20 protein-coding genes are annotated in these 21,441 nt (G+C 55.3%); 10 read left to right on the top strand and 10 right to left on the bottom strand.

The genetic code is table 11. The annotated features are described in order from the left end of the window. Positions 1-97 precede the first annotated feature (97 nt). Together HYD27_RS22920 and HYD27_RS22915 are read right to left on the bottom strand one after the other, a co-directional pair. The gene (locus HYD27_RS22920; RefSeq protein ID WP_219218962.1) at positions 98-1,432 is read right to left on the bottom strand and encodes a DRTGG domain-containing protein; all 1,335 of its coding nucleotides are present in this window, start codon (positions 1,430-1,432) and stop codon (positions 98-100) included. A gap of 237 nt (positions 1,433-1,669) precedes the next feature. After that, on the bottom strand, positions 1,670-1,957 hold the full coding sequence (locus HYD27_RS22915) for a hypothetical protein (protein ID WP_219218960.1): 288 nt from the start codon (positions 1,955-1,957) through the stop codon (positions 1,670-1,672). Between the two features lie 174 nt (positions 1,958-2,131). Here HYD27_RS22915 and HYD27_RS22910 point away from each other — a divergent pair, with 174 nt between their 5' ends. Then, positions 2,132-2,707 carry an LURP-one-related family protein gene (locus HYD27_RS22910; RefSeq protein WP_219218958.1) on the top strand — a complete coding sequence of 192 codons (576 nt, stop codon included), beginning with the start codon at positions 2,132-2,134 and terminating at the stop codon, positions 2,705-2,707. A 334-nt stretch (positions 2,708-3,041) separates the two neighbouring features. On the opposite strand, the gene HYD27_RS22905 is transcribed toward HYD27_RS22910, so the two are convergent. Further along, positions 3,042-3,386, bottom strand: a complete 345-nt coding sequence (locus tag HYD27_RS22905) for a YlbF family regulator (RefSeq protein ID WP_219218956.1) — start codon at positions 3,384-3,386, stop codon at positions 3,042-3,044. A 454-nt stretch (positions 3,387-3,840) separates the two neighbouring features. Here HYD27_RS22905 and HYD27_RS22900 point away from each other — a divergent pair, with 454 nt between their 5' ends. From HYD27_RS22900 to HYD27_RS22860, 9 genes are all read left to right on the top strand, one after another. Continuing rightward, entirely contained in the window at positions 3,841-5,208 is a 1,368-nt protein-coding gene (locus HYD27_RS22900; protein ID WP_219218954.1) for a YheC/YheD family endospore coat-associated protein, read from the top strand. A gap of 10 nt (positions 5,209-5,218) precedes the next feature. Then, positions 5,219-6,370, top strand: a complete 1,152-nt coding sequence (locus tag HYD27_RS22895; protein WP_219218952.1) for a YheC/YheD family endospore coat-associated protein — start codon at positions 5,219-5,221, stop codon at positions 6,368-6,370. Positions 6,371-6,399: 29 nt separating this feature from the next. Then, a complete protein-coding gene (locus HYD27_RS22890; protein ID WP_219218950.1) occupies positions 6,400-7,773 on the top strand; it encodes a YheC/YheD family endospore coat-associated protein in 1,374 nt (457 codons plus the stop codon). Beyond that, positions 7,770-8,882 carry a YheC/YheD family endospore coat-associated protein gene (locus tag HYD27_RS22885; protein WP_219218948.1) on the top strand — a complete coding sequence of 371 codons (1,113 nt, stop codon included), beginning with the start codon at positions 7,770-7,772 and terminating at the stop codon, positions 8,880-8,882. Before HYD27_RS22890 ends, HYD27_RS22885 begins: the two co-directional genes overlap by 4 nt. Before the next feature lie 27 nt (positions 8,883-8,909). Then, positions 8,910-9,431: a GNAT family N-acetyltransferase gene (locus HYD27_RS22880; protein WP_219218945.1), complete on the top strand. Its 522-nt coding sequence runs from the start codon at positions 8,910-8,912 to the stop codon at positions 9,429-9,431. Further along, positions 9,413-10,543 carry a YheC/YheD family endospore coat-associated protein gene (locus tag HYD27_RS22875; RefSeq protein ID WP_219218943.1) on the top strand — a complete coding sequence of 377 codons (1,131 nt, stop codon included), beginning with the start codon at positions 9,413-9,415 and terminating at the stop codon, positions 10,541-10,543. The genes HYD27_RS22880 and HYD27_RS22875 overlap by 19 nt, the downstream gene beginning before the upstream one ends. 238 nt (positions 10,544-10,781) lie before the next feature. Beyond that, entirely contained in the window at positions 10,782-12,737 is a 1,956-nt protein-coding gene (locus HYD27_RS22870; RefSeq protein WP_219218941.1) for an ABC transporter substrate-binding protein, read from the top strand. Positions 12,738-12,739: 2 nt separating this feature from the next. After that, positions 12,740-13,768: a FecCD family ABC transporter permease gene (locus HYD27_RS22865; protein ID WP_219218939.1), complete on the top strand. Its 1,029-nt coding sequence runs from the start codon at positions 12,740-12,742 to the stop codon at positions 13,766-13,768. After that, entirely contained in the window at positions 13,765-14,796 is a 1,032-nt protein-coding gene (locus HYD27_RS22860) for a FecCD family ABC transporter permease (RefSeq protein ID WP_219218937.1), read from the top strand. The genes HYD27_RS22865 and HYD27_RS22860 overlap by 4 nt, the downstream gene beginning before the upstream one ends. A 189-nt stretch (positions 14,797-14,985) precedes the next feature. Here HYD27_RS22860 and HYD27_RS33080 read toward each other — a convergent pair whose 3' ends face one another. From HYD27_RS33080 to HYD27_RS22835, 7 genes are all read right to left on the bottom strand, one after another. Beyond that, positions 14,986-15,198 (bottom strand): CBM96 family carbohydrate-binding protein, encoded by a 213-nt coding sequence (locus HYD27_RS33080; RefSeq protein WP_483874579.1) that lies wholly within the window; start codon positions 15,196-15,198, stop codon positions 14,986-14,988. Then, positions 15,116-15,565 carry an Ig-like domain-containing protein gene (locus HYD27_RS22855; protein ID WP_483874580.1) on the bottom strand — a complete coding sequence of 150 codons (450 nt, stop codon included), beginning with the start codon at positions 15,563-15,565 and terminating at the stop codon, positions 15,116-15,118. Before HYD27_RS22855 ends, HYD27_RS33080 begins: the two co-directional genes overlap by 83 nt. Before the next feature lie 197 nt (positions 15,566-15,762). Further along, positions 15,763-17,580: a glycoside hydrolase family 35 protein gene (locus HYD27_RS22850; protein WP_219218933.1), complete on the bottom strand. Its 1,818-nt coding sequence runs from the start codon at positions 17,578-17,580 to the stop codon at positions 15,763-15,765. A 75-nt stretch (positions 17,581-17,655) separates the two neighbouring features. Continuing rightward, positions 17,656-18,255, bottom strand: coding sequence for a type 2 periplasmic-binding domain-containing protein (locus HYD27_RS32150; protein ID WP_228745264.1), 600 nt, complete (start codon positions 18,253-18,255; stop codon positions 17,656-17,658). Further along, the gene (locus tag HYD27_RS32145; protein ID WP_309242115.1) at positions 18,237-18,557 is read right to left on the bottom strand and encodes a hypothetical protein; all 321 of its coding nucleotides are present in this window, start codon (positions 18,555-18,557) and stop codon (positions 18,237-18,239) included. The genes HYD27_RS32150 and HYD27_RS32145 overlap by 19 nt, the downstream gene beginning before the upstream one ends. Positions 18,558-18,638: 81 nt before the next feature. Continuing rightward, positions 18,639-18,788, bottom strand: coding sequence for a hypothetical protein (locus tag HYD27_RS22840; RefSeq protein WP_219218931.1), 150 nt, complete (start codon positions 18,786-18,788; stop codon positions 18,639-18,641). A gap of 247 nt (positions 18,789-19,035) precedes the next feature. Further along, the gene (locus HYD27_RS22835; protein ID WP_219218929.1) at positions 19,036-20,781 is read right to left on the bottom strand and encodes an SGNH/GDSL hydrolase family protein; all 1,746 of its coding nucleotides are present in this window, start codon (positions 20,779-20,781) and stop codon (positions 19,036-19,038) included. Between the last annotated feature and the right edge of the window lie 660 nt (positions 20,782-21,441).

Genomic DNA, 21,441 nt, shown 5'->3' with positions numbered 1-21,441 from the left:
TGCCGTTTAGAGAGAGTCCATTGGAGCTGCAGCGGCAGCTGCCGGTTCGAAGCCCCCGGCTTGCAAATGCTTGTTAGCCTGCACAGCCCCTCCGCCGTCAGACGTGGTCAATCGACTGCAGCATCAGCACCGCTTTGGCGACCAGCGTATCCAGGTGGCTGATTTCTATTTCCAGCTTGCAGGTCCGGCGGCTGATCTCCAGCAGCCTCGGCATCACAATAATCGAGTGCTCGATCTGAACCGGACGAATGAAATAGGTAGACATATTATCCAGCACATAATCATTGCCGGTGATATCCTTGGCTGCCTTGAAGGCGGACAGCGTCATCAGCGTAGACAATACGCCTTCGGATATGGTCCCCAGGTCCGTCGCCATCTGCGGTGTAATGAAGCCATGAAAAAACAGCTTGCCCTCCTCATCCCGCTCGTCGGCAAAGCCGTTCCAGATCAGATGGTCGAAGGTCTCGCCAAGCTGCGGCTGGTTGCTGACATCCCGCAGGCTCTGCAGCACCTCTTTGCGGGTCAGTGAGCCAACCAGCTTGCGGTTGCGGTCAACGATCGGCAGGAAGTCGATGCCCTCCCACATCATAATCTGCGCCGCCGATGCCAGCGAGGTCTGCAGTGCGGCAGTGATCGGGCTGCGGACCATGGCCTTCTCGATGCTCTGCCCCTCGGCAAGATCCTCCACATCCCGGCGGCCCACGATGCCGATAACCCGGTTCCATTCATCCGTCACCGGAAAGCGCTGCTCTCCGCTGGCCAGCGACAGCTGCCGCAGCTCGCCGACCGTGCTCGATATTTTGAGTGTGTTCAGGCGCGGCTTGCTGTCCACAATATCTTCGACCAGCATAATTTTTTTCTTGATCAGCCGGTCAAAAATTGCCCGGTTAATCATCGAAGCCACGGTAAACGTGTCATGCCGGGAGGAAATGACAGGCAGATCCAGCTCATCCGCCAGCGTTTTGACCTCACGGCTTGTCCCGAAGCCCCCGGTCACAAGCACCCCCGCTCCCTGCTCCAGCGCAAGTGAATGCACATCCTCGCGGTTGCCCACGATCAGCAGGCTGTCGGCATCAATATAACGGATCATGGCGTCCACCTTCATGGCGCCGATGACATATTTATGAAGATGCTTGTTCAGCCCGTTCGCTCCGCCCAGCACATGTCCCTCTACGATATCGACCACATCCCCGAAGGTCAGCTGTTCGGAAATGTTGCGCGGCTTCTTTTCCACCCGCACCGTGCCGATCCGCTCCTTGGTAATGACGATGCCGAGATTCTCGGCCTCCTTCACTGCACGGTATGCCGTGCCTTCGCTGACGCCCATTTCCCTGGCCAGCTTGCGGACGGAAATTTTCGTCCCTACCTTCAGGCTTTCGATGTGCTGCAGCAGTTGTTCATGTTTGGTAATGTTATCGGCTTGACCTTCCAACTGTTACACCCCCATGCTCCGATCTGTACTATTCTGTACCCATTATACACGGTTGGAACGCAGGAGCACAACAGACCGCCGGGGCATTTTGATGAAGATGGACAGTGCTGCAATTATCCTGATTTCTCTCCTGGGAAGACTAGCACTTGGATTAAGAGAGGCATGAAAAATCCCCCGCCCCCGCTGCTTTTGGCGGATTCAGAGGATCTGGCGTATTGGATGGAAGATTGTACAATTCTAAGATCTTTGCGATGCTCTGGCCGGTTCCTCACTCCACTTGCCCTGCCACTGCTCCAGCTTGTGTCTGCGGACGGCTTCCAGCTGCTTGTGCTTCTCTTCATCCACGCCGATGATGAAATGCAGATGCGAAGCAATGACCAGAAAGGCAAAAATGCACCAGGCCACACCGAAGCCGAGCACCCAGCCGGGTCCGTTCTGAAAAGACAGCTGCGGCAGCGCATAGAGCAGCATGGCCAGTGCCGCCAGCATGTACAAGACATGCTTGAATTTGTTTCTTTTTTTCATTGAAGACAGCTCCTTCTCTCACAAGGTTGTTCAAATGAATCTATATCTCTACTCTATGAACAGGCTGCCTGAATTATGAGACAAGTCGGGAAAAAACATGCAGGGCGGAGAGTTTATTATGGCAAAGGGCGGCAGCGATATGAGATGATGTAAGCATTCAGGGAGGGATTTCCATTGAACAACGCATTTAACCATTCAGAGTTCATTATCCGCAAAAAGGTTTTCTCCATCATGGGAGCCAAGCTGCATATCTACAACGGTTCGGAGGAGCTTGTGCTGTATTCGCAGATGAAAGCGTTCAAGCTGAAGGAAGACATCGCTTTGTTCACAGATGAGAGCAGGGAAAAAGAGCTGTTGCGCATCAAGGCGCGCCATGTGGTCGATTTCAGCGCCACCTATGATGTCCATGATTCGGAGACCGGCGAGCACCTCGGCGCACTGCGCCGCAAGGGACTTAAATCGATTGTGAAGGACGAATGGATTCTGCTGGACAGCCAGGATACAGAGATCGGCTTAATCAAGGAAGACAGTACCTTTATGGCGCTGCTGCGGCGGTTCATTACACTGATTCCCCAGAAATATAACATTGAGCTTGGGGAGACCACCATCCCCGCCTTCCGGCAGAACTTCAATCCATTTGTCACCAAAATCATCGCCGACTTCTCCGAGGACCGCAAAGGCCTGCTCGACCGCCGCCTTGCCCTGGCCGCAGGAATTCTGCTCTGCGCTGTGCAGGGCAAGCAGGAATAGGTGCTGGTTGTTGCGGGGCGGATTGCTCTTTATTTCAGCATAATAACGGGCCGCCGAGTCCGCAACAGGCGTGCAAATCTCCTTATGGGACCGAAGTAGCGGACTGTAGTCCGCAACGGGGATTTCAAAGCCCGGGATCATCGCTGCGGATACCTCATGCGGGCGGCATCGGGTGCATCTGCCTGCCGGTGACGGCCAGTTGCGGCTGATCTTAGTCGGCTCGGGCAACTGCAAAAAAAACAGGAGGACGCTTCTCAGCCAATGGGGCTGTGGATAACGTCGTCCTGTTTTTCGTATGTTATGAACTGCCTGTACAAGCCGGACAGCCGCGAATTTATTGCGCCCCGCCGTACATTTGCGTCAGGCTGTCCGTAATGATTTTGTTCACATCTTCAATGACTACGCTGAGGCGGCGTTCCGCATCGAACAAACGGCGGATGCCCAGATTCAGGTTCAGCACCTCAAACAGCTTCTCCATCTTTTCCATTTCCTCCTGAGGAGGCATTTCACCGCTCATCATCCGCTGCTGCAGCTCGATCTGGTTCTGCCGGAAATTATCGAGCATCCGCTTGCTCTCCTGGTCCGCTTCAATCACCTTCATCGCGCTCGTGATGTCCGCTACCTCGCTGCTGTCCTTAATGGCCCGCGCCAGTTCATGCGCCTTATCGATTACGTTCATTATGATTCCCCCTAAAAGTTTTGTGAGCTGCGCTTCTGTGAAGCCGCTTCGTGCAAAACTGGCTTCGAAAGCATTGGCTTAAGTTTTGTGAGCTGCGCTTCTGTGAATCCGCTTCGTGCAAACTGGCTCCGGAAGCATTGGCTTAAGTTTTGTGAGCTGCGCTTCTGTGAATCCGCTTCGTGCAAACTGGCTCCGGAAGCATTGGCTTAAGTTTTGTGAGCCTCCGCTTCCTGAAATTCACTTCGCGGAAAACTTACTTTGGAAGCCTCGCGGACAATTTGCGCCCATGCCCTGCTGATTTTCTTCGTGCTGCCGGCGGATGAAATGCGCCCGGCACGGCTTTTTACAGAATAGGTCAATCACCAAGGGTCAGATGTCTCCATATGATGAATGATATGTAACCCTTAAGATTCAAATAGCCGGCATCATGCTGCCTACCGGAAGGAGATCCACGATGTCTAAGTTCAAGATCCCGGTTCAAACGGTCCACTCGGGCATCCTGCAGGAAAACGCTGTAATGCTTGGCGACAAATTCATGAAGAGGCTCAAAATACCGGTGCACGGAACCGTCCAGCTCACCTTCGGATCTTACCGGCAGGAGATTACTGTCATTCCGGCTCCCAAATCCGACAGTCTGCGCATCAGCGAGGGACTCGCGCGGCGGCTTGGTTTGAGACAACGGCTGGCGCTTAATGTCTCCTACAGCCCAGGAAGCCGCACCTTGCGCCTTGGACCGCTGATCGGAGTGCTGGTGAGCCGCGACCATCCGGATCATCCCGACAGGCTGTTTGGCCCAATCACGATGTTCTGCCGGGAGCTGACCAATGCCTGCCATGCACAAGGCGCCTATGTATATTTCTTCACCCCGGAAGCGCTGGAATCGCCAGGCTCTTCCATTCAGGGCTGGGTATACGATGAGGGCTGGCGGAAGCTGAGTCTTCCAATTGCCGATGTGATCAACAATCGGCTTACCACGCGAAAGGTTGAGAACAAACCTAGCGTACAGCATTTTCTGGCGGATGTAAAATCACGCTATGGCACACATTTTTTCAATGAAAAATTTCTAGACAAAACAGAGGTATTTGAAGCGCTGGCCCATGATGCCACCCTGCAGCGGTATTTGCCGGAATCCCATGCCCTGAACGGCTTTGCGGTACTGAAGAGAATGTGCGCGACCTATAACAGTGTATTCCTCAAGCCTGTTCGCGGCAGTCTGGGCAAGGGAATTCTGCGCATTTCCAAAGAAGAAGGCGGCGGCTACCGGCTGTTGTCCACCACACCTCTCGGCACGCGCAAACAAAGCTATCCCAGTCTGGCTAAGCTGTTCCAATCCGTCGCCCCCAAGATGAAAACCACACGCTACCAGATTCAGCAGGGCCTGCCCCTGATGGAGCTGGGACGGCGGCCGGTCGATTTCCGGGCCCTTGTGCAAAAGAACGGCACCGGCAAATGGTGCGTCACCTCTATTGTCGCCCGCACTGCCGGAAGCAATCATTTCGTCTCGAATCTGGCCCGCGGCGGAACGCTTAGCACAGTGCGCGAGGCCATCGCCAAGAGCAGTCTGCCCTCCGGTGTCAAAGAAAGCTCGCAGGTCCAGCTTCCCCGGGCGGCTCTGGCCATCGCCAGAGGTGTGGAAACGTATATCCCCGCACATTTCGGGGAACTGGGCATCGATCTTGCCCTGGATCAGTCAGGCAGAATCTGGCTTCTTGAAGTAAATTCCAAGCCTTCCAAGAATGACAACACTCCGCTGAATGACCAGAAGATCAGGCCATCCGTGAAGCAAATGATTCTATATTGCCGCTATCTTGCCGGTTTATAAGGAGGACAACATGACGGAGACAACATTAGGGGTTCTGGGCATTATGACAGGCCGGAGCCATAGGAATCCCCCTATCGCAGAACCGGAGTTCTGCAGTCATCTGTGCCGGGCAGCCCCGCTGTACGATCTCCAGGTCATCGTGTTCCCCCCGTATGGCGTAGCCGGCAACGGCCAAACCGTCAGCGGGTATGCCTGGGAGAAGGGGCAATGGCAGTCTGCGCGGACTTCTGCTCCGGATGTCCTGTACAACCGCTGTCTTATCGGCAGCCCGCAGGAAAAAAGGGCAGCTTCCTCCGCCCTGGCCGCTCTTTCGCACTCCCTTCCCTGGTCGCGCGGCTTGCCTGATAAATGGGGTGTCTATGAAATTCTGCAGCGGAGCCGCAGGGCGGCGGGAATTTTGCCGGAAACCCGTCTCTATAAGGATACCGGGGAGCTTGGAACAATGCTTGCGGAAAGAGAACATGGCGTGTTCCTGAAGCCCAGAGCCGGCTCGCACGGCAAACGCACCCTTCACGCTGTGCGGCTGCCCCGAAGCCAAGGCGGCGGAATAAGCGTGCGCGGGCGGGATGGGGCAAACCTCCCCTTTCAGCATGAATTCGGCAGGCTGGATGAAGGTCTGGGCTGGATCCACGATTTCATCGGCTCACGCCGCTACATTATACAGCCCTATCTGCATCTTGCAGACAGCAGCGGCCAGCCGTTCGATGTGCGCGTGCTTATGCAAAAGAACGGCCGCGGCGTCTGGACGCTGACCGGCATGGCCGTGCGTCTGGGCAGCCGCGGCTCGCTCACTTCCAATCTGCATGGCGGAGGAACGGCAGTTCCTCCACTGCCGTTTCTGCTTGCAGAATACGGGGAATTTGGAGAAGAACTGCTGCAGGAGTTAGCCGCAGCAGCAGTTCTTCTGCCTCCCTTGCTGGAGGAAGCCTGCGGCAGACTTGGGGAGCTGGGTCTTGACTTCGGCCTTGATGCCGCCGGCAGAATATCTCTGCTTGAAGCTAACTCCAAGCCAGGGCGCACGGTGTTCCGGCTGACAGGCGACCGCCGGGCTGCTAGGCTCGCCGCCGAGAACCCGCTACGCTATGCCAGGCATTTGCTGCTTACGTCGGCGGCGGGCCAGAAGGTTCGCCGCTGGACCGCTCCGTTATTAACAGGAGAATGATATCAATGGTTTCTAAGGAGGATTCATAAATGGGTCTCACTTTTTGCAATGTGCATTTCACCAAGCAGCCCCAAAGAGTAGTCTATGTCTCAGGCGAGCTGATGAAAAGCCTGAAACTGTCCGGCAAGAAAAACATCCGCCTGCGGCTGGGCAAGGATGCGATTCCGGCGATGGTTAAGCCGATCAAACGCGCCGGAAAACATCTGTTCCTCGCCTCGGGTGTAAAAAGCGCAATCAAAGTTCCAAAATCCGGCGGAATCTATCTCCGGAATCTCCAGAACGATGAAGTCCAGCTTGGACCGCTCGTTGGAGTATTGTCCGACGGTCCCGCTTCCTCGTCGCAGCCCTTTGGCTCCCGTACCGGCTTCATCAAGCAGCTGCTGCGTGAAGGCAGCAACAAATGCTATATCTTCGCGTTCATGCCGCGTGACATTGACTGGCAGCAGGAGCAGGTAAACGGCTATTTCCTGAATGCAAGCGGGAAATTCGAGCGCAAGCTGGTTCCGCTGCCGGATGTCGTCTATAACCGGCTCCCCAGCCGCAGGGCAGAGACTTCGCCATACATCAATCAGCTGCGCGAACGGTTCGGACGCAAGAGGATTCCTTATTTTAACTGGAGCTTTTTTAATAAATCGGATATCTACCGGCTGCTGGAAAATGACGGGGCCGCAAACCGCTTCGTACCTGAAACGCACAGCAATCCGAGCACGGAACAAATGCGCGACATGCTTGACCGCCATCATTTCGTATACTACAAGCCTTCGGCCGGCAGTCTCGGACACGGGATATACCGGCTGACCTACCTGCCGAAGAAGGGCTACTTCGCCCGTTACCGCAGAAACGGCAAAAATGTGCTGCTGCGCTTTGCCAGCTTCGACAGCCTGATGCGGATGCTCCGGGGCCGGCACGGCCAAAGCCTGCATAACTATGTGGTGCAGCAGGGCATCCGTCTGATTGAAATCGACAATTGCCCCATCGACTTCCGGTTTCACATGCACAAGAACGGCAACAACCAATGGGTTGTCGTAGGCATCGGTGCCAAAAAGGCCGGACGGGGCAGCGTCACCACCCATCTCAAGAACGGCGGCGCGCTGCTCACCCCGCAGCAGGCACTGGGCCGCGTCTTCGGGGCCAGAGCCGACGAAGTGCTGCAGCGGGCCAAATTAACAGCCGTGAAGCTGGCTGAATCTCTGGAAATTCAGCACCGGCATCTGCTCGGAGAAATCGGCTTTGACCTTGGGATTGACCAGGATGAGGACATTTGGATGTTCGAGGCTAACGCCAAGCCGGGGCGCTCCATCTTCCGCCATCCTTCCCTGCGGGCTGAGGGCAAAGCTTCTATCGAGCATATCCTGGAGCATTGCCTGTACCTCAGCAAATTCCGCAGGAGGGATGAACTGTGAACAGCCGAATCCCGGACCCCGGCAAACCTGTGATAGCCATTCTGACAACCAGCGACAGACTCCGGCAATTCCGCGGCAACCGCAACAACTTCCGCGATATTATCCGCACCGGCAAGGAAATGGGCTATCTTGTGTACGTCGTTACTGTGCGTGATCTGAAGCTGGATGAGCCGCTGATCAATGGATATGTTCCGTCCGTCAGCGGCAAGATTTGGTACAGCACTCCTGTGCCGTTGCCACAAGTCATCTACAATCGGATTCCGAACCGCGAATTGGAAGAAAAGGCGCCGGTCGTCCGTAAAATCGCGGAATGCATGCAGCATCCCACTATCCACCTTTACAACCCGCGCTTTTTTAATAAATGGAATTTATTTGAGTGGCTGAAGGAATCCCGGTCCACCTCGAAGCATGTGCCCAAAACGAGGCGTCTGCGCAGTGCAAATACACTGGTTGCCATGCTGAAAAATCATGACAGCCTCTACCTTAAGCCGGAGGACGGAAAAGCCGGCAAAGGCATTATGCGGCTGAAGTACCGCCTGGATGCCAGTCTGCCTTACCGTCTGCAGATACAAAGCGGCAAAAAAAACACGACCTACAAAGCGGCCTCCATGGAACGCCTGTGGGCCCGGATCGGCAGGGAAAAGGGGGGCTCACGCTACATCGTGCAGCAGGCCATCGGGCTTGCTGCACACCGCGGCCGGCCTTTTGATCTGCGTGTGCTGCTCCAGAAGAACGGCAAAGGAGCCTGGGCGGTAACAGGCATCGGGGCACGGCTCGCCGGGGCACGGAGCATTACGACCCATGTGCCGCGCGGAGGCAGCATCGAAGAGCCTTCCAGCATGCTGGAAGGCACCTTCGGAGCCGAACGGGCGGCGGCCATTCTGAAGAATGTTCCCACCACCGCCCTGCTGATCGCCCGGCAGATTGAACGGGCTTCCGACACGATGCTTGGCGAGATGTCGATGGATCTGGGCGTGGATGAAGACGGCGGACTGTGGTTTTTCGAGGCCAATTCCCGTCCAATGAAATTCGATGAGCCGGCGATCCGCAAGCTGTCGCTGGAACGGATCTTTCATTACGGCCAGCACCTGTCCCGCCTGAGCAAATAGCCAGACCAGTAAAGGAAGTGACACACCATGCAGATATCCTCCATCTATGACACCGACCCCGGGCGCTTTAAAATCAGGCTGGCTGGCCTGCTGGAATTCCTGAGGAAATATGGAGAGCAGCGGATTACGCTTCGCGGATGCAGAGTGCTGTCCCGGCTGACACCGGAGCAGCTGTCACAGCCCGGTGCGTCTCTTCTGGTCGCCACTGTGCGCGGCCAGAACGGGCGCCAGCTCGCCGGAGTAAGCTTCGTCTCCGGCTTCGGCAAGGAAGCCTGCCTTGTCGCCGTCCATCCCCTGTACCGCAACCGGCATACCGGGACGGCGCTGCTGACCGCACAGCTGGAGCGTCTCGGCAGTCTGGAATGCGCCGTCGCCAGCGACAATGCAGCAAGCCTGAAGATGTGCTTCAATACAGGGCTGGTGGCGGTGGCATTGACCAGCGGCCCTACCGGCAAGCCGACACTGCTGCTCCGTTCACAGCTGCTTCCGAGCCGCCCGCCCATAATTCTTCCACAAGAAGGTGAACTCCTGTGCCAGAACCCGTCTTAGGCATCCTTACACTCTATCTGAATGAAGCCAAGCAGCTTGAAGAGAAGAGTGTCTACCGGAGGATGATTATAGAAGGCAGCCGGATAGGCCTGGATGTCTTTGTCTTTACCCCCGCCGATGTGCATGTGAGCAAGGATCAGATTCACGCGCTTGTCTATGATGTTAAAAGCAAAACGTGGTCGCGCAAATGGCGCTCCTTTCCGAATATGATCTACGACCGCTGCCGGATTCAGCGCAGCCAGCGGTTCCAGCAGCTGCTGCGCTTCCGTGCGCGCTACAGCCACCTGACCTTTCTGAACCGGCCGCTGCGCAACAAATGGACGGTTCACCAGACCTTCTCGCAGAGAAGCCGGTTCCGGCAGCATATGCCGGAAACTCTGCTGTACCAGTCCTCAGCCGATCTGCACCGGATGCTGAAGTTCAGTCCCGTGGTCTATGTCAAGCCGGTCAACGGTACCGGCGGACGCGGCATCCTGCGGATTGAACGGCAGCGGGAAGGCAAGCCCCTCTACGATATCCAGGGACGCCGCCAGAGCCGGCAGATCATTGCGCCCCGCAAGGTGTCGCTCACCCGCCTGGAGTCCATTGTGCGCCAGTGGTGCCTCGGCGGGCGCTTCCTCGTGCAGCAGGGCATCCCGCTGCGGCTGCCCAGCGGCCGTTACCACGACTACCGCATGCTCGTGCAAAAGAACGGCCAGGGCGCCTGGGAGCTGACCGGCATGGCCGGCCGCGTGGGCGCCGCCCGCAGCGTCACCTCCAACCTGCACGGCGGCGGGCACGCCATCCGTGCGGAGAAGCTGCTGAAGGAATGGCTCGGCAGCGAAGAGAAGGCCGACAAAGCCATGCGGACGGCCGAGAAGCTGGGCCTTGATGCCGCAGCCTACCTGGAGGAGAGCTTCGGCGCTCTGTGCGAGCTCGCGCTGGATCTCGCGATCGACCGCGAAGGCCGGATCTACGTGCTGGAGGTCAACCCCAAGCCCGCCCGCGAGGTCTTCGCCCGCTCCGGCGACAGCAACACCTACCGCAAAGCCCTGCTGCGCCCGCTGGAGTATGCGATGTGGGTGTATAAGAACAAGAACACGCCGAGCTCGGCGAAGACGGTTGAGGAATAGGGCGGGGGACAATGACAAACAGCCGCCCCCTTGCAGGTATGCAAAGGGAGCAGCTGTTTGGTAATTCCACAAGACCAAGAATGCTTTGGGTTGTTAATCAAGATCTAAAATAGTGCTCGGTTGTCATGCGGGAGGACCTGTCTGCAGTTAAAAATCATCTTTTATTTGTACATGAGAATGTTTATCATTAAAATATAGATAAATAAAACTTAAATGATCAAGCGGTTTGGGGGTTGCAATGAATATCAATGAACATATATGGCTGTGGAATCAAGCCGCCATACGCGTATTAGATGTCCGCCATATCCTTATGGATACGGGTGAAACGCTGGAATCCTACCGTTTGCCGGCCAACGGCTTTATCCACATTACCCGGGGCCGTGCACAAATGCAGGTGAACGGGACAAGCTATGAAGCTGAGCAGTTCCATGTCATTCACAGCGGCAAAGGGATGTGGCTTCAGATTGCTTCCCTTGAGGAGCAGCTGGAGTATTACCTTATTTTATACAGACATGCCTATCCCCTGCCTTCTTCCAGGGAGCTTCAAAAAGTGCTGGACCGCCACAATACAAGCCATGTGCAATATCTGCTAAACCCCGTGCATCCCGTTCTGATCAAGGATCTCGTGCTCAAGATGCACGGGGAATGGAATGCCGGCAGCAATTTGCAGAAGTTTCAGGTCAAATCCCTGTTTCTTCAATTCGTATATGAGCTGCTCCGGCAAATGAAGGCCCAGGGTGTGGAGGTGACCTCAACGGATCTCGTCTCACAGGCCATCCGCTACATTCACGAATATTATTCATCTCCGATTACGGTGGACTCCCTTGCGGAGATTCTGGAATGCTCCCCCCGCCATCTGTCACGGCTGTTTCAGAAAAGCACCCTCCAAAGGACCCCGTCCGATTACCTGATCGGCATACGCATGAACAAAGCCAGTGAGCTGCTGCGGCAGACCAAGCTGACTTTACAGGAAATAGCAACTAATGTCGGCTACCAGGACGGATACTATTTCAGCCGCATGTTCAAGAAATATACCGGATATTCTCCGCTGGAATACCGTAACCGGTCAAATACAGGACAGTCTGGTCCTGATATCACATCCCCGGTGTCCGATTATTCCATTGCTGCCCACAGACCCCGCCGTTATATTGATAATAATAATCATAATCAATTAGAAGGCGGAGGTAAGACCGTGAGCTACAGCAATTTAAGAAGATCCGCAGCTATGATGCTGTTCATTAGCCTTACTCTTTTATTGGGGGCTTGTTCAAGTCCGGCCAATCCGGCACCGGTACAAAACAACGCCAATTCATCTTCCGGCGAAGCGGCTGAACCCTCGCAAGCCGGGACCGCTGCGCAGGCGGGTACCCGCTCCATCGCCCATGATCTCGGCAATACGGATGTGCCCGAATCCCCGCAGCGTATAATTGTGCTGGAACAAGGGTTCACACAGGTCGTGGCCGCTCTGCAAATTAAGCCTGTTGGTGTCGCGGATGACGGCAGACCTGAACGTTTTCCCAAGGAAACCCTTGCTTACATTGAAGGCTATACATCCGTTGGCGGGCGCTCTGAACCGAACATGGAAGTCATGCGCACTCTGAAACCGGACCTTATTATTGCCGACACCAGCCGCCATACCAATGTCTATGAACAATTATCCGCGATCGCCCCCACCATTGTGCTGAAGAATGATACCGCCAATTATGAACAGACCTTGGCCGCTACCCGGACCATCGGCGAAGCACTGGGGAAAGCGGAAGAAGCTGAAGCCTTATTGACAGAGCACCAAGAGAAGGTGGAGCAGCTGAAAAAGGACATTGATGCCAATCAGTCCGTCCTTATTATTTCCCCGGATGAAGACGCCGGCAATACCTTTCAGGTTCGTACTGGCTCAGCGTTTCATCCCTCCTTCCTGGCGTCGCTTGGCCTGAATTATAAACTGAGCGATGACAGCGAAGTCAGCCAGCTGATGACCATAGAACAAATTCTCGCTATTGATCCGGATATTCTGCTTATCCTGATCAATGAGGATACGGACTCGGTCATTGCAGCACAGGAAGGCAACCCGCTCTGGGCTCAATTGAAGGCTGTTCAAACCGGGCATGTGCATGAAGTGGAGCTGGCCACCTGGTCCAGACAACGGAGCATCATGACGCTTAATCAAATCATGGATGAAGCCGCCGGGTATTTTTGAGCATGAAGCCCGGTCTGTTAGCTTCATCTGGGCAACGCTGGCAGCCGATCGCTTATTTTGCGGTCGGCTTTGCGTTATTGGTTCTGCTGTTCCACGTTTCGCTGATGGTTGGCCCCGCTTTTTTCTCCGTTTCCATGGTCTGGAATTATCTGTTCCATTATAGCGGGACTGCCAAGGAGGAGCTGATTCTCCACATTCTCCGTATGCCGCGCGCATTGGCAACCCTGATGATCGGAGCGAATCTTGCCGTGGCCGGATGCATTATGCAGGCATTGACCCGCAATCCGCTGGCTTCTCCGAGTGTGTTCGGAATCAATTCGGGAGCTTCCTTTATGGTCGTGCTGGGTGCTGTGCTGTTCCCCGGTATCGGCGGTCTGCTGCTGGCGGGGGCCAGCTTTGCCGGAGGCGTGCTGACAGTACTGCTGGTGCTGATTATTAGCGCCTCTGTCCGTGGCGGACGCATTGAAGTACGGATGGCCTTAATCGGCGTCGTCATTCAAGCCGTACTCTCTTCATTCACTCAGGGGTTGCTGATTTTCAACGAAGAATCTGCAGGCCGCATTCTGTTCTGGCTGGCCGGATCGGTTGCGGGAATCAAATGGGCAGAAATCGGGCTGCTGGCCCTTTTCAGCCTTACGGGCATGATTGCTTCCATATGGATCAGCCATTCGCTGTCCTTAATCAGCCTGGGAGATGAGGTCGCCTGCAGCCTGGGCCAGCGTATCTGGCTGCTGCGGCTTGGCGGCAGCGGAATTGTTATTATTTTGGCCGGAATATCCGTATCTGTGTGCGGACCCATCGGCTTCGTGGGACTAATTGTTCCTCATATTTCCCGCTATTTAATCGGAAGGGATTACCGGCTGCTGATTCCTTTCTCGGCTGTCCTGGGAGGAATATTGCTAACGGCGGCTGATATCGTTTCAAGGTTCATCAGCTTCCCGTCCGAGACACCGGTGGGCATTGTGACCGCGCTGATCGGGGCCCCATATTTCGTATTCCTGGCACGCCGCCGGAGCAGGGGTGTATCATGAGCCGAATTCATGCTGAACAATCACACCGCATCAGGCACCGTAACCCGCTTATCTTCTGTGCGCTGGTTTCTGCAACTCTGCTGCTGGCCGTCCTGAATATATGGATTGGCGCCGTCTCCATGTCCTGGCAGGATATTGTCTATGCTTTTACAGGGAACGGTGATCCGGACTTATCCTATATCATTATCAATTACCGCTTGCCCCGTGTTGCCTTAGCGATTCTGGTAGGTACAGGACTGGCTGTTTCCGGCCTAATCTCACAGGCGGTCCTGCTTAATCCGCTGGCCGCTCCCGATACTCTGGGCATATCCGCCGGCGCGGCACTGGGTGCAGTCAGCACCGTATTGCTCCTGCCGCCGGAAGCGCAGAGCAACTGGGCAACCTCTATGGCCGCATTTACCGGCGGCGGGACAGGCGCAATGCTGGTCTATATGCTCTCTTACCGAAACGGGCTAAGCCCTGTCCGGCTGGCACTCGTCGGGATAGCCGTCAGTGCATGTGCAGGAACCGGAGTTCAGCTCCTGATGATACAGTCATCCCTGAACACAAGCACAGTGCTGTTATGGTTGAATGGCTCCTTGTGGGGAAGAACCTGGGAGCAGGTATTCCAGGTAATCCCTGTTATTCTGGTCTTTGTTCCGGCCGTATGGCTGCTGGCCCGAACTATGGATATTCTAAGCCTGGGCAGTGATTCATCAACGGGATTGGGGGTGAGGATAGAACTGCTGCGCTTTATCCTGTTAGTGTTGACGGTAATTCTTGCAAGCGGCTCTGTGGCCGTTGCAGGGATGATCGGATTCGCGGGCTTGGTCAGCCCGCACATTGCCCGCAAGCTTGTTACAGGCGGACACCGTGCCTATGTCCCTGCCGCGGCCTTGGTTGGCTCCATCATGCTGTTATTGGCAGACACCCTTGGAAGGGCTATCGCGCCTCCCATTGAATTTCCTGCGGGACTGGTTACCTCAATAATTGGGGGTCCTTATTTCCTGTTTCTGCTCTGGCGTGAATTTCGCGGGCAAAAGCATTGATAACACAAGATTGCTTTCTGTGAGGCACTATCGTTCGTTCCGCTTGTTTTCTTTTGTCGCAGCGCTCTGTAATCGGGTGGAGGCAGCACTGCAAGCGGAAACGGCTTCGCCGTCCTCAAGGGAAGGTTGCCCGTGGCCCTCCAGACCTTCCCGCTGAGACCCGGCGGGAAGCCAAGTGGAAAAAGTGAACTAGCCATATTGACCTCTCATGCTGGATTCAAGAGCACTTAATTCTTCACCCTTCCCTTTTACACTGTCGAATTCAAGCTGCCGGAGCCTGTCCCCAGCCGCAGGCATATTGCTCCAGGCAACCGTACTTTCATTCCAGCTGCTGTCCGCCACGCTGTATACGCTGACACTGGCGGCCGTTCCCCGCGAGTCGTTCGTTTTTACCGTACACATGCAGCTGCACCGATTCAATCTCATCCGTGATTCCGGCAAGATCATAATTCAAGAGCGTCCGGCGCAAATAGTCATCCGGCCCGTTCTTGATATTCAGATAACCGGCCGATCCATAATTCAGTTGATCGCCGCCGAGCAATTTAGCGAGCCACTTCATGCGCAGCGCCCCGTATCCCTGGCGGACCTCATCCGGCTCCACGATCACCTGTGAACTCGCGCTGACCAAGCCATCGGTTGTCGAGACCTTGATCACAGCTGTCCCATAGTTGTTCGCCGTTACGATCCCGCCGGCAACCGAGGCCACTCCTTCATCGGAAGAACTCCCCTTCCCAGGGCGAACTTCCCGGCACCGCGGCTTCGAAATCACCGTTGGCAACGAGATTGCCTCCGGCAGGCTCCGCGCCCGCCGCTCTTCCATCCGCCAATAGCGGAGACCACGGGTTGATGCCCAAACAGAAAATCAAAACCCGTCCGATTCTTTTCCGAGGCCACTTCATTTCCTGTTTCCTCGTCCCGTTTAGTTAGCTAAGCGTCCATTTCTCATTTTGGAAGAGTGTCCGGCCCTCATTCATCCTCCTGTGCAAAATTCAGCACGGACTCCTCCACAGCGACCGTATTCCCAAGGTCGGGAACGCCGGTTAACTCAACCTTCGGTTCACCTGCGCAGCCCTGCAGTTCGAAGAGGATAATTTCATTAAGTCCCGCCCGCAGCAGCGGTCCGGGTACATAGAGCGTGCGCTGAGGCCCTGCTTCCCAATAGCGGCCCAGATTGAAGCCATTGATCCAGGCAACGCCTTTCCGCCAGCCGTCAAGGCGCAAAAAGGTATCGGCGGGCTCGTCCACCTCAAAGCTTCCCCTGTAGAACGCCGGAGACGCCGCGTCAAGCTGTTCTTCTCCGCCGGCACCGATTCTATCGAACGTTAATCCCTCAAGCGCCTCCGGTTCCAGCGGCAGGGAATAGACAGTCCAGTTCAATTGGTACTGGTTGTCGATCAGCACACCTTCCGTAATTCCCTTGGAATCACGCAGCCACGGTCCATAATTGACCCGTCCCATGTTCTCAACCAGAATTTCCAGTCTGGCGCCTTCCGGCGGAACCGTGATGTCCAGCGGCTGCGGATTCCAGCGTTCGACGGTTCCAAGGAGGCGGCCGTCCAGGAAGACCTGGGCCCGGTCACGCACCTCGCGGAGCTGCAGCTTCTGCCCCTCCCGCGGCCCCCTGACTTCAGTAGAATACAGAATAAATCCGTATGATTGATCAAAATGCTCCATAGGCCGGACGGTAACCGACTTCACGCCGTTCGCCAGCATGCCGGGCTGTCCCAGCAGCTCCGCCCGCTCCTCCAGAGACACGCTGCCATAGGCCCGTCTGGGTATCGGTTCCGGAAGCGGTCCGCCCTCCGGCACCCCGTGCTTCTCCAAAACCCGGCGGATCGCCGTGTACTTGTCCGTGATATCCCCCCACTCTGTAAGCGGGGCGTCGTAATCATAGCTCGTCACCGTAGGCTCATAGACATCACTGTGGTTCGCTCCGCTGTAGAAACCGAAATTCGTACCGCCGTGGAACATATACAGATTGACCGAAGCGCCCGCCTCCAGCATTTCATCCAGCACCTGCGCGATATCCCCCGCTTCCCGGACATGATGCGGCTTCATCCAATGGTCAAACCAGCCGAGCCAGTATTCCATCACCATCAGCGGCTCGTTCCGCCGGTACTGCCGGTATTTGCCGAACGAATCGGCAACGCGGGAGCCGAAGTTGACGGTAGCATGCAGTCCGGGCACCGTGCCGCCGGTCAGCATTTCATCGGTCGGGCCATCCGAGGTAAACAGCAGACAATCGACCCCGCGCCGGACCAGCCCGTCCCGCACATATTCCAGATAAGCCGTATCATTGCCATAACTGCCGTATTCATTTTCCACCTGCACCGCTATGACCGGCCCGCCGCTCGTGGACAGCAACGGCAGCAGCAGCGGAATCAGGACATCGTAGTACCGGTCAACCTTCTCCAGATAACCGCGGTCCATACAGCGCAGCTCCATGCCCTGCTTCAGCAGCCATGCCGGCAGGCCTCCGAATTCCCATTCCGCGCAGATGTAGGGGCTTGGCCGCAGAATGACCCGCAGTCCGAGTTCTCCGGCCATGGAGACAAACCGGACGACATCCGCCATGCCGTCAAACCGGAACTCCCCCTCCTTCGGCTCGTGAAAGTTCCACGGAATATAGGTTTCCACCGTATTGAAGCCGCAGGACTTCAGCTTCAGGAGCCGGTCCTCCCAGTACTCCGGAACCACTCTGAAATAATGAATAGCTCCGGACAAAATCCGGTATTTCCGGCCATCCAGCAGGTAACTGCCGTCTCTCCATTCCAACATGCCCATGACTATACTTCCTCCTTCTTTCACAGAAAAGCTCCAGAGCGGCCATATCCGGTTCCGAAGCTTCTGTTTACTTGTCTATTCCGTCTGCCGCCTGCTACTTGCTTTCCTTCTGCCCGATAATCTTGGTTGCTTCGTCAACCATCCATTTCTGGACATCGTCGATCGACCATCGCTGAGCATGAACTTGCTGAAGCCGTCGTCGATAACCTTGGTCAGTTCGGCGCTTGAGATCGTAATCACGTCCGAAGCGTCCAGATACTGGATGTCATCGGCGAACAACGAATTTCTCAAGGACTCCACATCGTATAAATCCTTGTTGCCGCCGTTCAGGCGGTCAAGCACCTCCTCGTTGTCGGCTTTCTTCCAGCCGGAAAATTCCGTTCTTGATTCCGAATCCGCCGTCGTCGTAAAACGCATCAGCTTAAAGGCTGCCTCCTTGTTCTTGGAGGTGGCGCCCATGACAACCTGATTGCCGCTGGTGAAATACTTGCCGTCCTCATAGTCTCTCGGCTCAGCGATCTCCGGAGGCAGCGGAACGGGAGCAAACGCAGTCTTGAACGTATGCGGATATTGCTCCTGGTTGCCGGGGCCGGGAATGGTAAAGCTGCCGGTCAATACCATCGCCGCTTCTTCATTGAAGAACTCCGTGCGGTAGTTCAGTTTGGCCGCCAGCACACTGCATAAGGCTTGGCAGACTTGTCGATCGTCTCCATATCCTTGCGGAGCTGGAAGAAATATTTGTAGGCCGGGTCAGACAGGATGGTTGTACCTTCATCATAGCGGAACGGGTCCTTCATTACGGTCTGCGCCGGAGCGTTCATATACAGCTCCCAGGTGTGGAAATACGTACCGTAGCGCTTGTCCACGCCTTCGCCCTTTGTCAGCTTCTTGGCGTAGTCGCGGTAATCGTCCCAGGTCCAGCCGTAGGCCGGAACCGGAAGGCCCGCTTCGTCCAGCGCATCCTTGTTCAGCAGCACATATATTGAAGGAGGAGGTCAGCTGCATCCCGTAGTATTGGCCGTTTATCCTGTAATTGTACATTCCCGGGCGAAGCAATGCTACAGCACCTGCAGCAATTGACGCGGAATGATTTTCTCCGGCAGCCGCTTCTTTTTCCTTACGGCCGGCTGCCGCGCGGGATATTGCCGTCCGATAGTATGCCGGATTTTGTCTGCCGCATTATCAATTGCTATTGCGTTGCTCCACATCTGGCCCGTTCCCGCCGCTTTTCTCCGTTTGTTCTTATCATAAGGGAGAGCGGCATAGAGAAACTTTTGGTCCTGAATGTGTAGAATTTTGACTTGTTTTTAGCGTCAAGCAAGGGCAGGATGAATTTTTCCTTATTACTTAAAATATCGGAATCAGCAATTTGTTTATGTACGTGCACTTCAACAGAACGGTCCCAGGACAAAAAAGCTCCCGCCTGTAAACAGGCGGGAGCGGACAGCGCATCCGTCACCGGACATAGCCGAATCCCAGAATGGTAAAGCGCTTGCTCTCGTGGCCGGCAGCCATCTTAATCTCGACCAGATGCTCGCCGGCGTCCTTCTCTTGATACAGAAGGACAGGATTGCAATGCGTCCAGTTGTTCCCATGCGGGTCTGCGAGCTTCACCATTTGCCCGTCGACCCGGATTTCAGCGGAACCAAACTCGGGATTTCCCGAATCTTTATAAACAAGGATGAGGCTTTTGCTGTAGATGGCCATCTTGAAGCTGCCGCTTCCCGACGATGCTGTATGCATCCAGTTGTCGGGAAATTCCGGTGATCCATAGGGATGGTCGTCCATTTCCACCATCTGCAGCTCGGAGTCGATGCCGATGAAGCCTCCTGCGTCTATCCTGGCTGCGCCTTCGCGGCTGCTTCTGTCCAGCAAGCGTACCGCCTTGAAGTCATTGCCGATTACCGGCTGACCGACAATGGCGATGTCCTCCGGGTCCAGGGCAGACAGGGCGGTTTCAGCGAACAGGTGAGCGAGGCAATCCGCCATGACCGAATGGCCGTCATTCGCCGGATGATAGATATCGTAGAAGAATTGGCGTTTGGAGATTATGTTTCCTTCGGCCTTGGTCAGGTGAAATTGTCCGACTGCCGCATCCTTCACGCTTACCATTGGAAGATCGTAATGCCAGCCTACGGGAGCAAGCCGGTCCTGCAGGTTCCAATCATTCAGGAACACACCGAACAGCAGAATCACAGCCGGCTTGTTGGCGGAGGTGAGAATTTTCAGGCACAAGCTCTCATAGCAGTTGCCCATCGTCTCATCGCCTGCATCGTTGACGGCAAACTCCACCACTACAATATCCGGGGTGACGTCTCCCCCCCTCAGAATATCGCGCTCATAACGGATAATCCCCAGCTCGGAAGGCGTTCCGCCCACTCCGGCTTTTATAAAGTGAATGTGACTGCCCTCTTCCTTCCCGAACATCTGCTTAAATAACAAATACGACTTATACGCATAGCAATTCGTATGGAGGGGTTTGGCTCCCGCTCCCTGCGTAATGGAACCGCCGATATAAGCGATCGTGACTTCCTCGCCGCGTTTCGCCTTTTCAATTGCCGTCTTCAGCCGCTTGTTATTCCCTTTGCTGAGCAAAGACCCGGCAATCATCTCCCGGTAGCCTGCCGATTCAAAATCAACCGGAGGCTCCAGCGAAATTTCAGGGACCCGGAATCCCTCCTGAAGATACAGGATGATGCTTGCGGTCGCCAGTTCCCCGGCCTGTTCAAATTCAATGGCCAGCTTGCCGGGAACATCATCATCGGAGGACCGGGGATATTCACCCGGCGTAATTAAGGTTTCGCTTCCGTCGGCCGGACAAGGAACACGCAGCAGGGTGCCTGTTTCATATTTGTCCGTCCTCCCCCAATGCTGCAGCACAAAATGGACCGCCTTGGTATCCTCACTGTGCGCCTTTACGGTCACCCCGATGCTGTGAACCAGCTCCCGGAAGCCTGTGCTGCTCTTCAGCAGCTCCAGACAGCGCTCATCCGTAACTCCCCCAATCCATCTGGCCTTGTCGCTGAACTGATTGCCGTCCAGATAAATCTCCTGCGAGGGCTTGCCGCCGCTGCGGGCCGTGGCTTCAATAACCGATTCGAACATGATAAAAAAGCTGCTGCGTCTTGCAACAGGGTCCTTCGGCGCCTCCGGGCCTCCGACTTCCTGAATGCCCTGATCTCCCGTCTGGTTTGCCGCCATTTCCCATCAACCTCTCATTGTTGGTCTGCCGTTTCTTTTCGGTAATCTAAATCACATTATAGTAATTGAACGCTTGCATTATCCATAGAACAATTAGAGATCATTTGTAATTACTCAACAATATAGAGGAGACGGATTGATCCGGCAAAGGGCGGTTTGCTCCTATTAAGCGGAAACGGCTGCGCCGTCCTTGACCGGGCAGAGCAGCTGTTTGCATTTCAGGTGTAAGGCTGGCTGCTGAAGCCAGGCGGGGAGCCAAGCGGAAAAGGTCACTTCATATTCCCCCAGCCGCTTTTTCGCAAGGGTTAGCGGGAAAAAGGAACCCTAATCGTTCCGTTTCTCTCCCCTGCAGAGGAATACGCCTAAATTACGATGTACTTGAACCTTTCTCATCCAAAGGGGCAGCCATTTTAGTGGTAAAAAGGATAACTAATCCACCGCATTCGGATACCGGATCATCCCTAGTGGGAAAAAGTATAACTAATCCGGCTGAAATTAGCCGTATGGGGGAGCGGGCCTCCATTTAAGTGTACAAAATCCCACTAAAGCCCGTTGAATCCAAAATTCCAGCCCATTAGTGTTACTTTTTACACTTCGCTTTAGTTCCTTATGAATCTCCTCCTTGCGTTCCATCAGCTTGTTCAGGTTCTCCGGTTCATT

The organism is Paenibacillus sp. S150 (genome assembly GCF_019352175.1).
In the GTDB taxonomy this organism is placed as follows: domain Bacteria; phylum Bacillota; class Bacilli; order Paenibacillales; family Paenibacillaceae; genus Paenibacillus_AQ.
The sequence above is the reverse complement of the archived record's forward strand: the minus strand, read 5'-3'. Positions and strand labels throughout refer to the sequence as shown.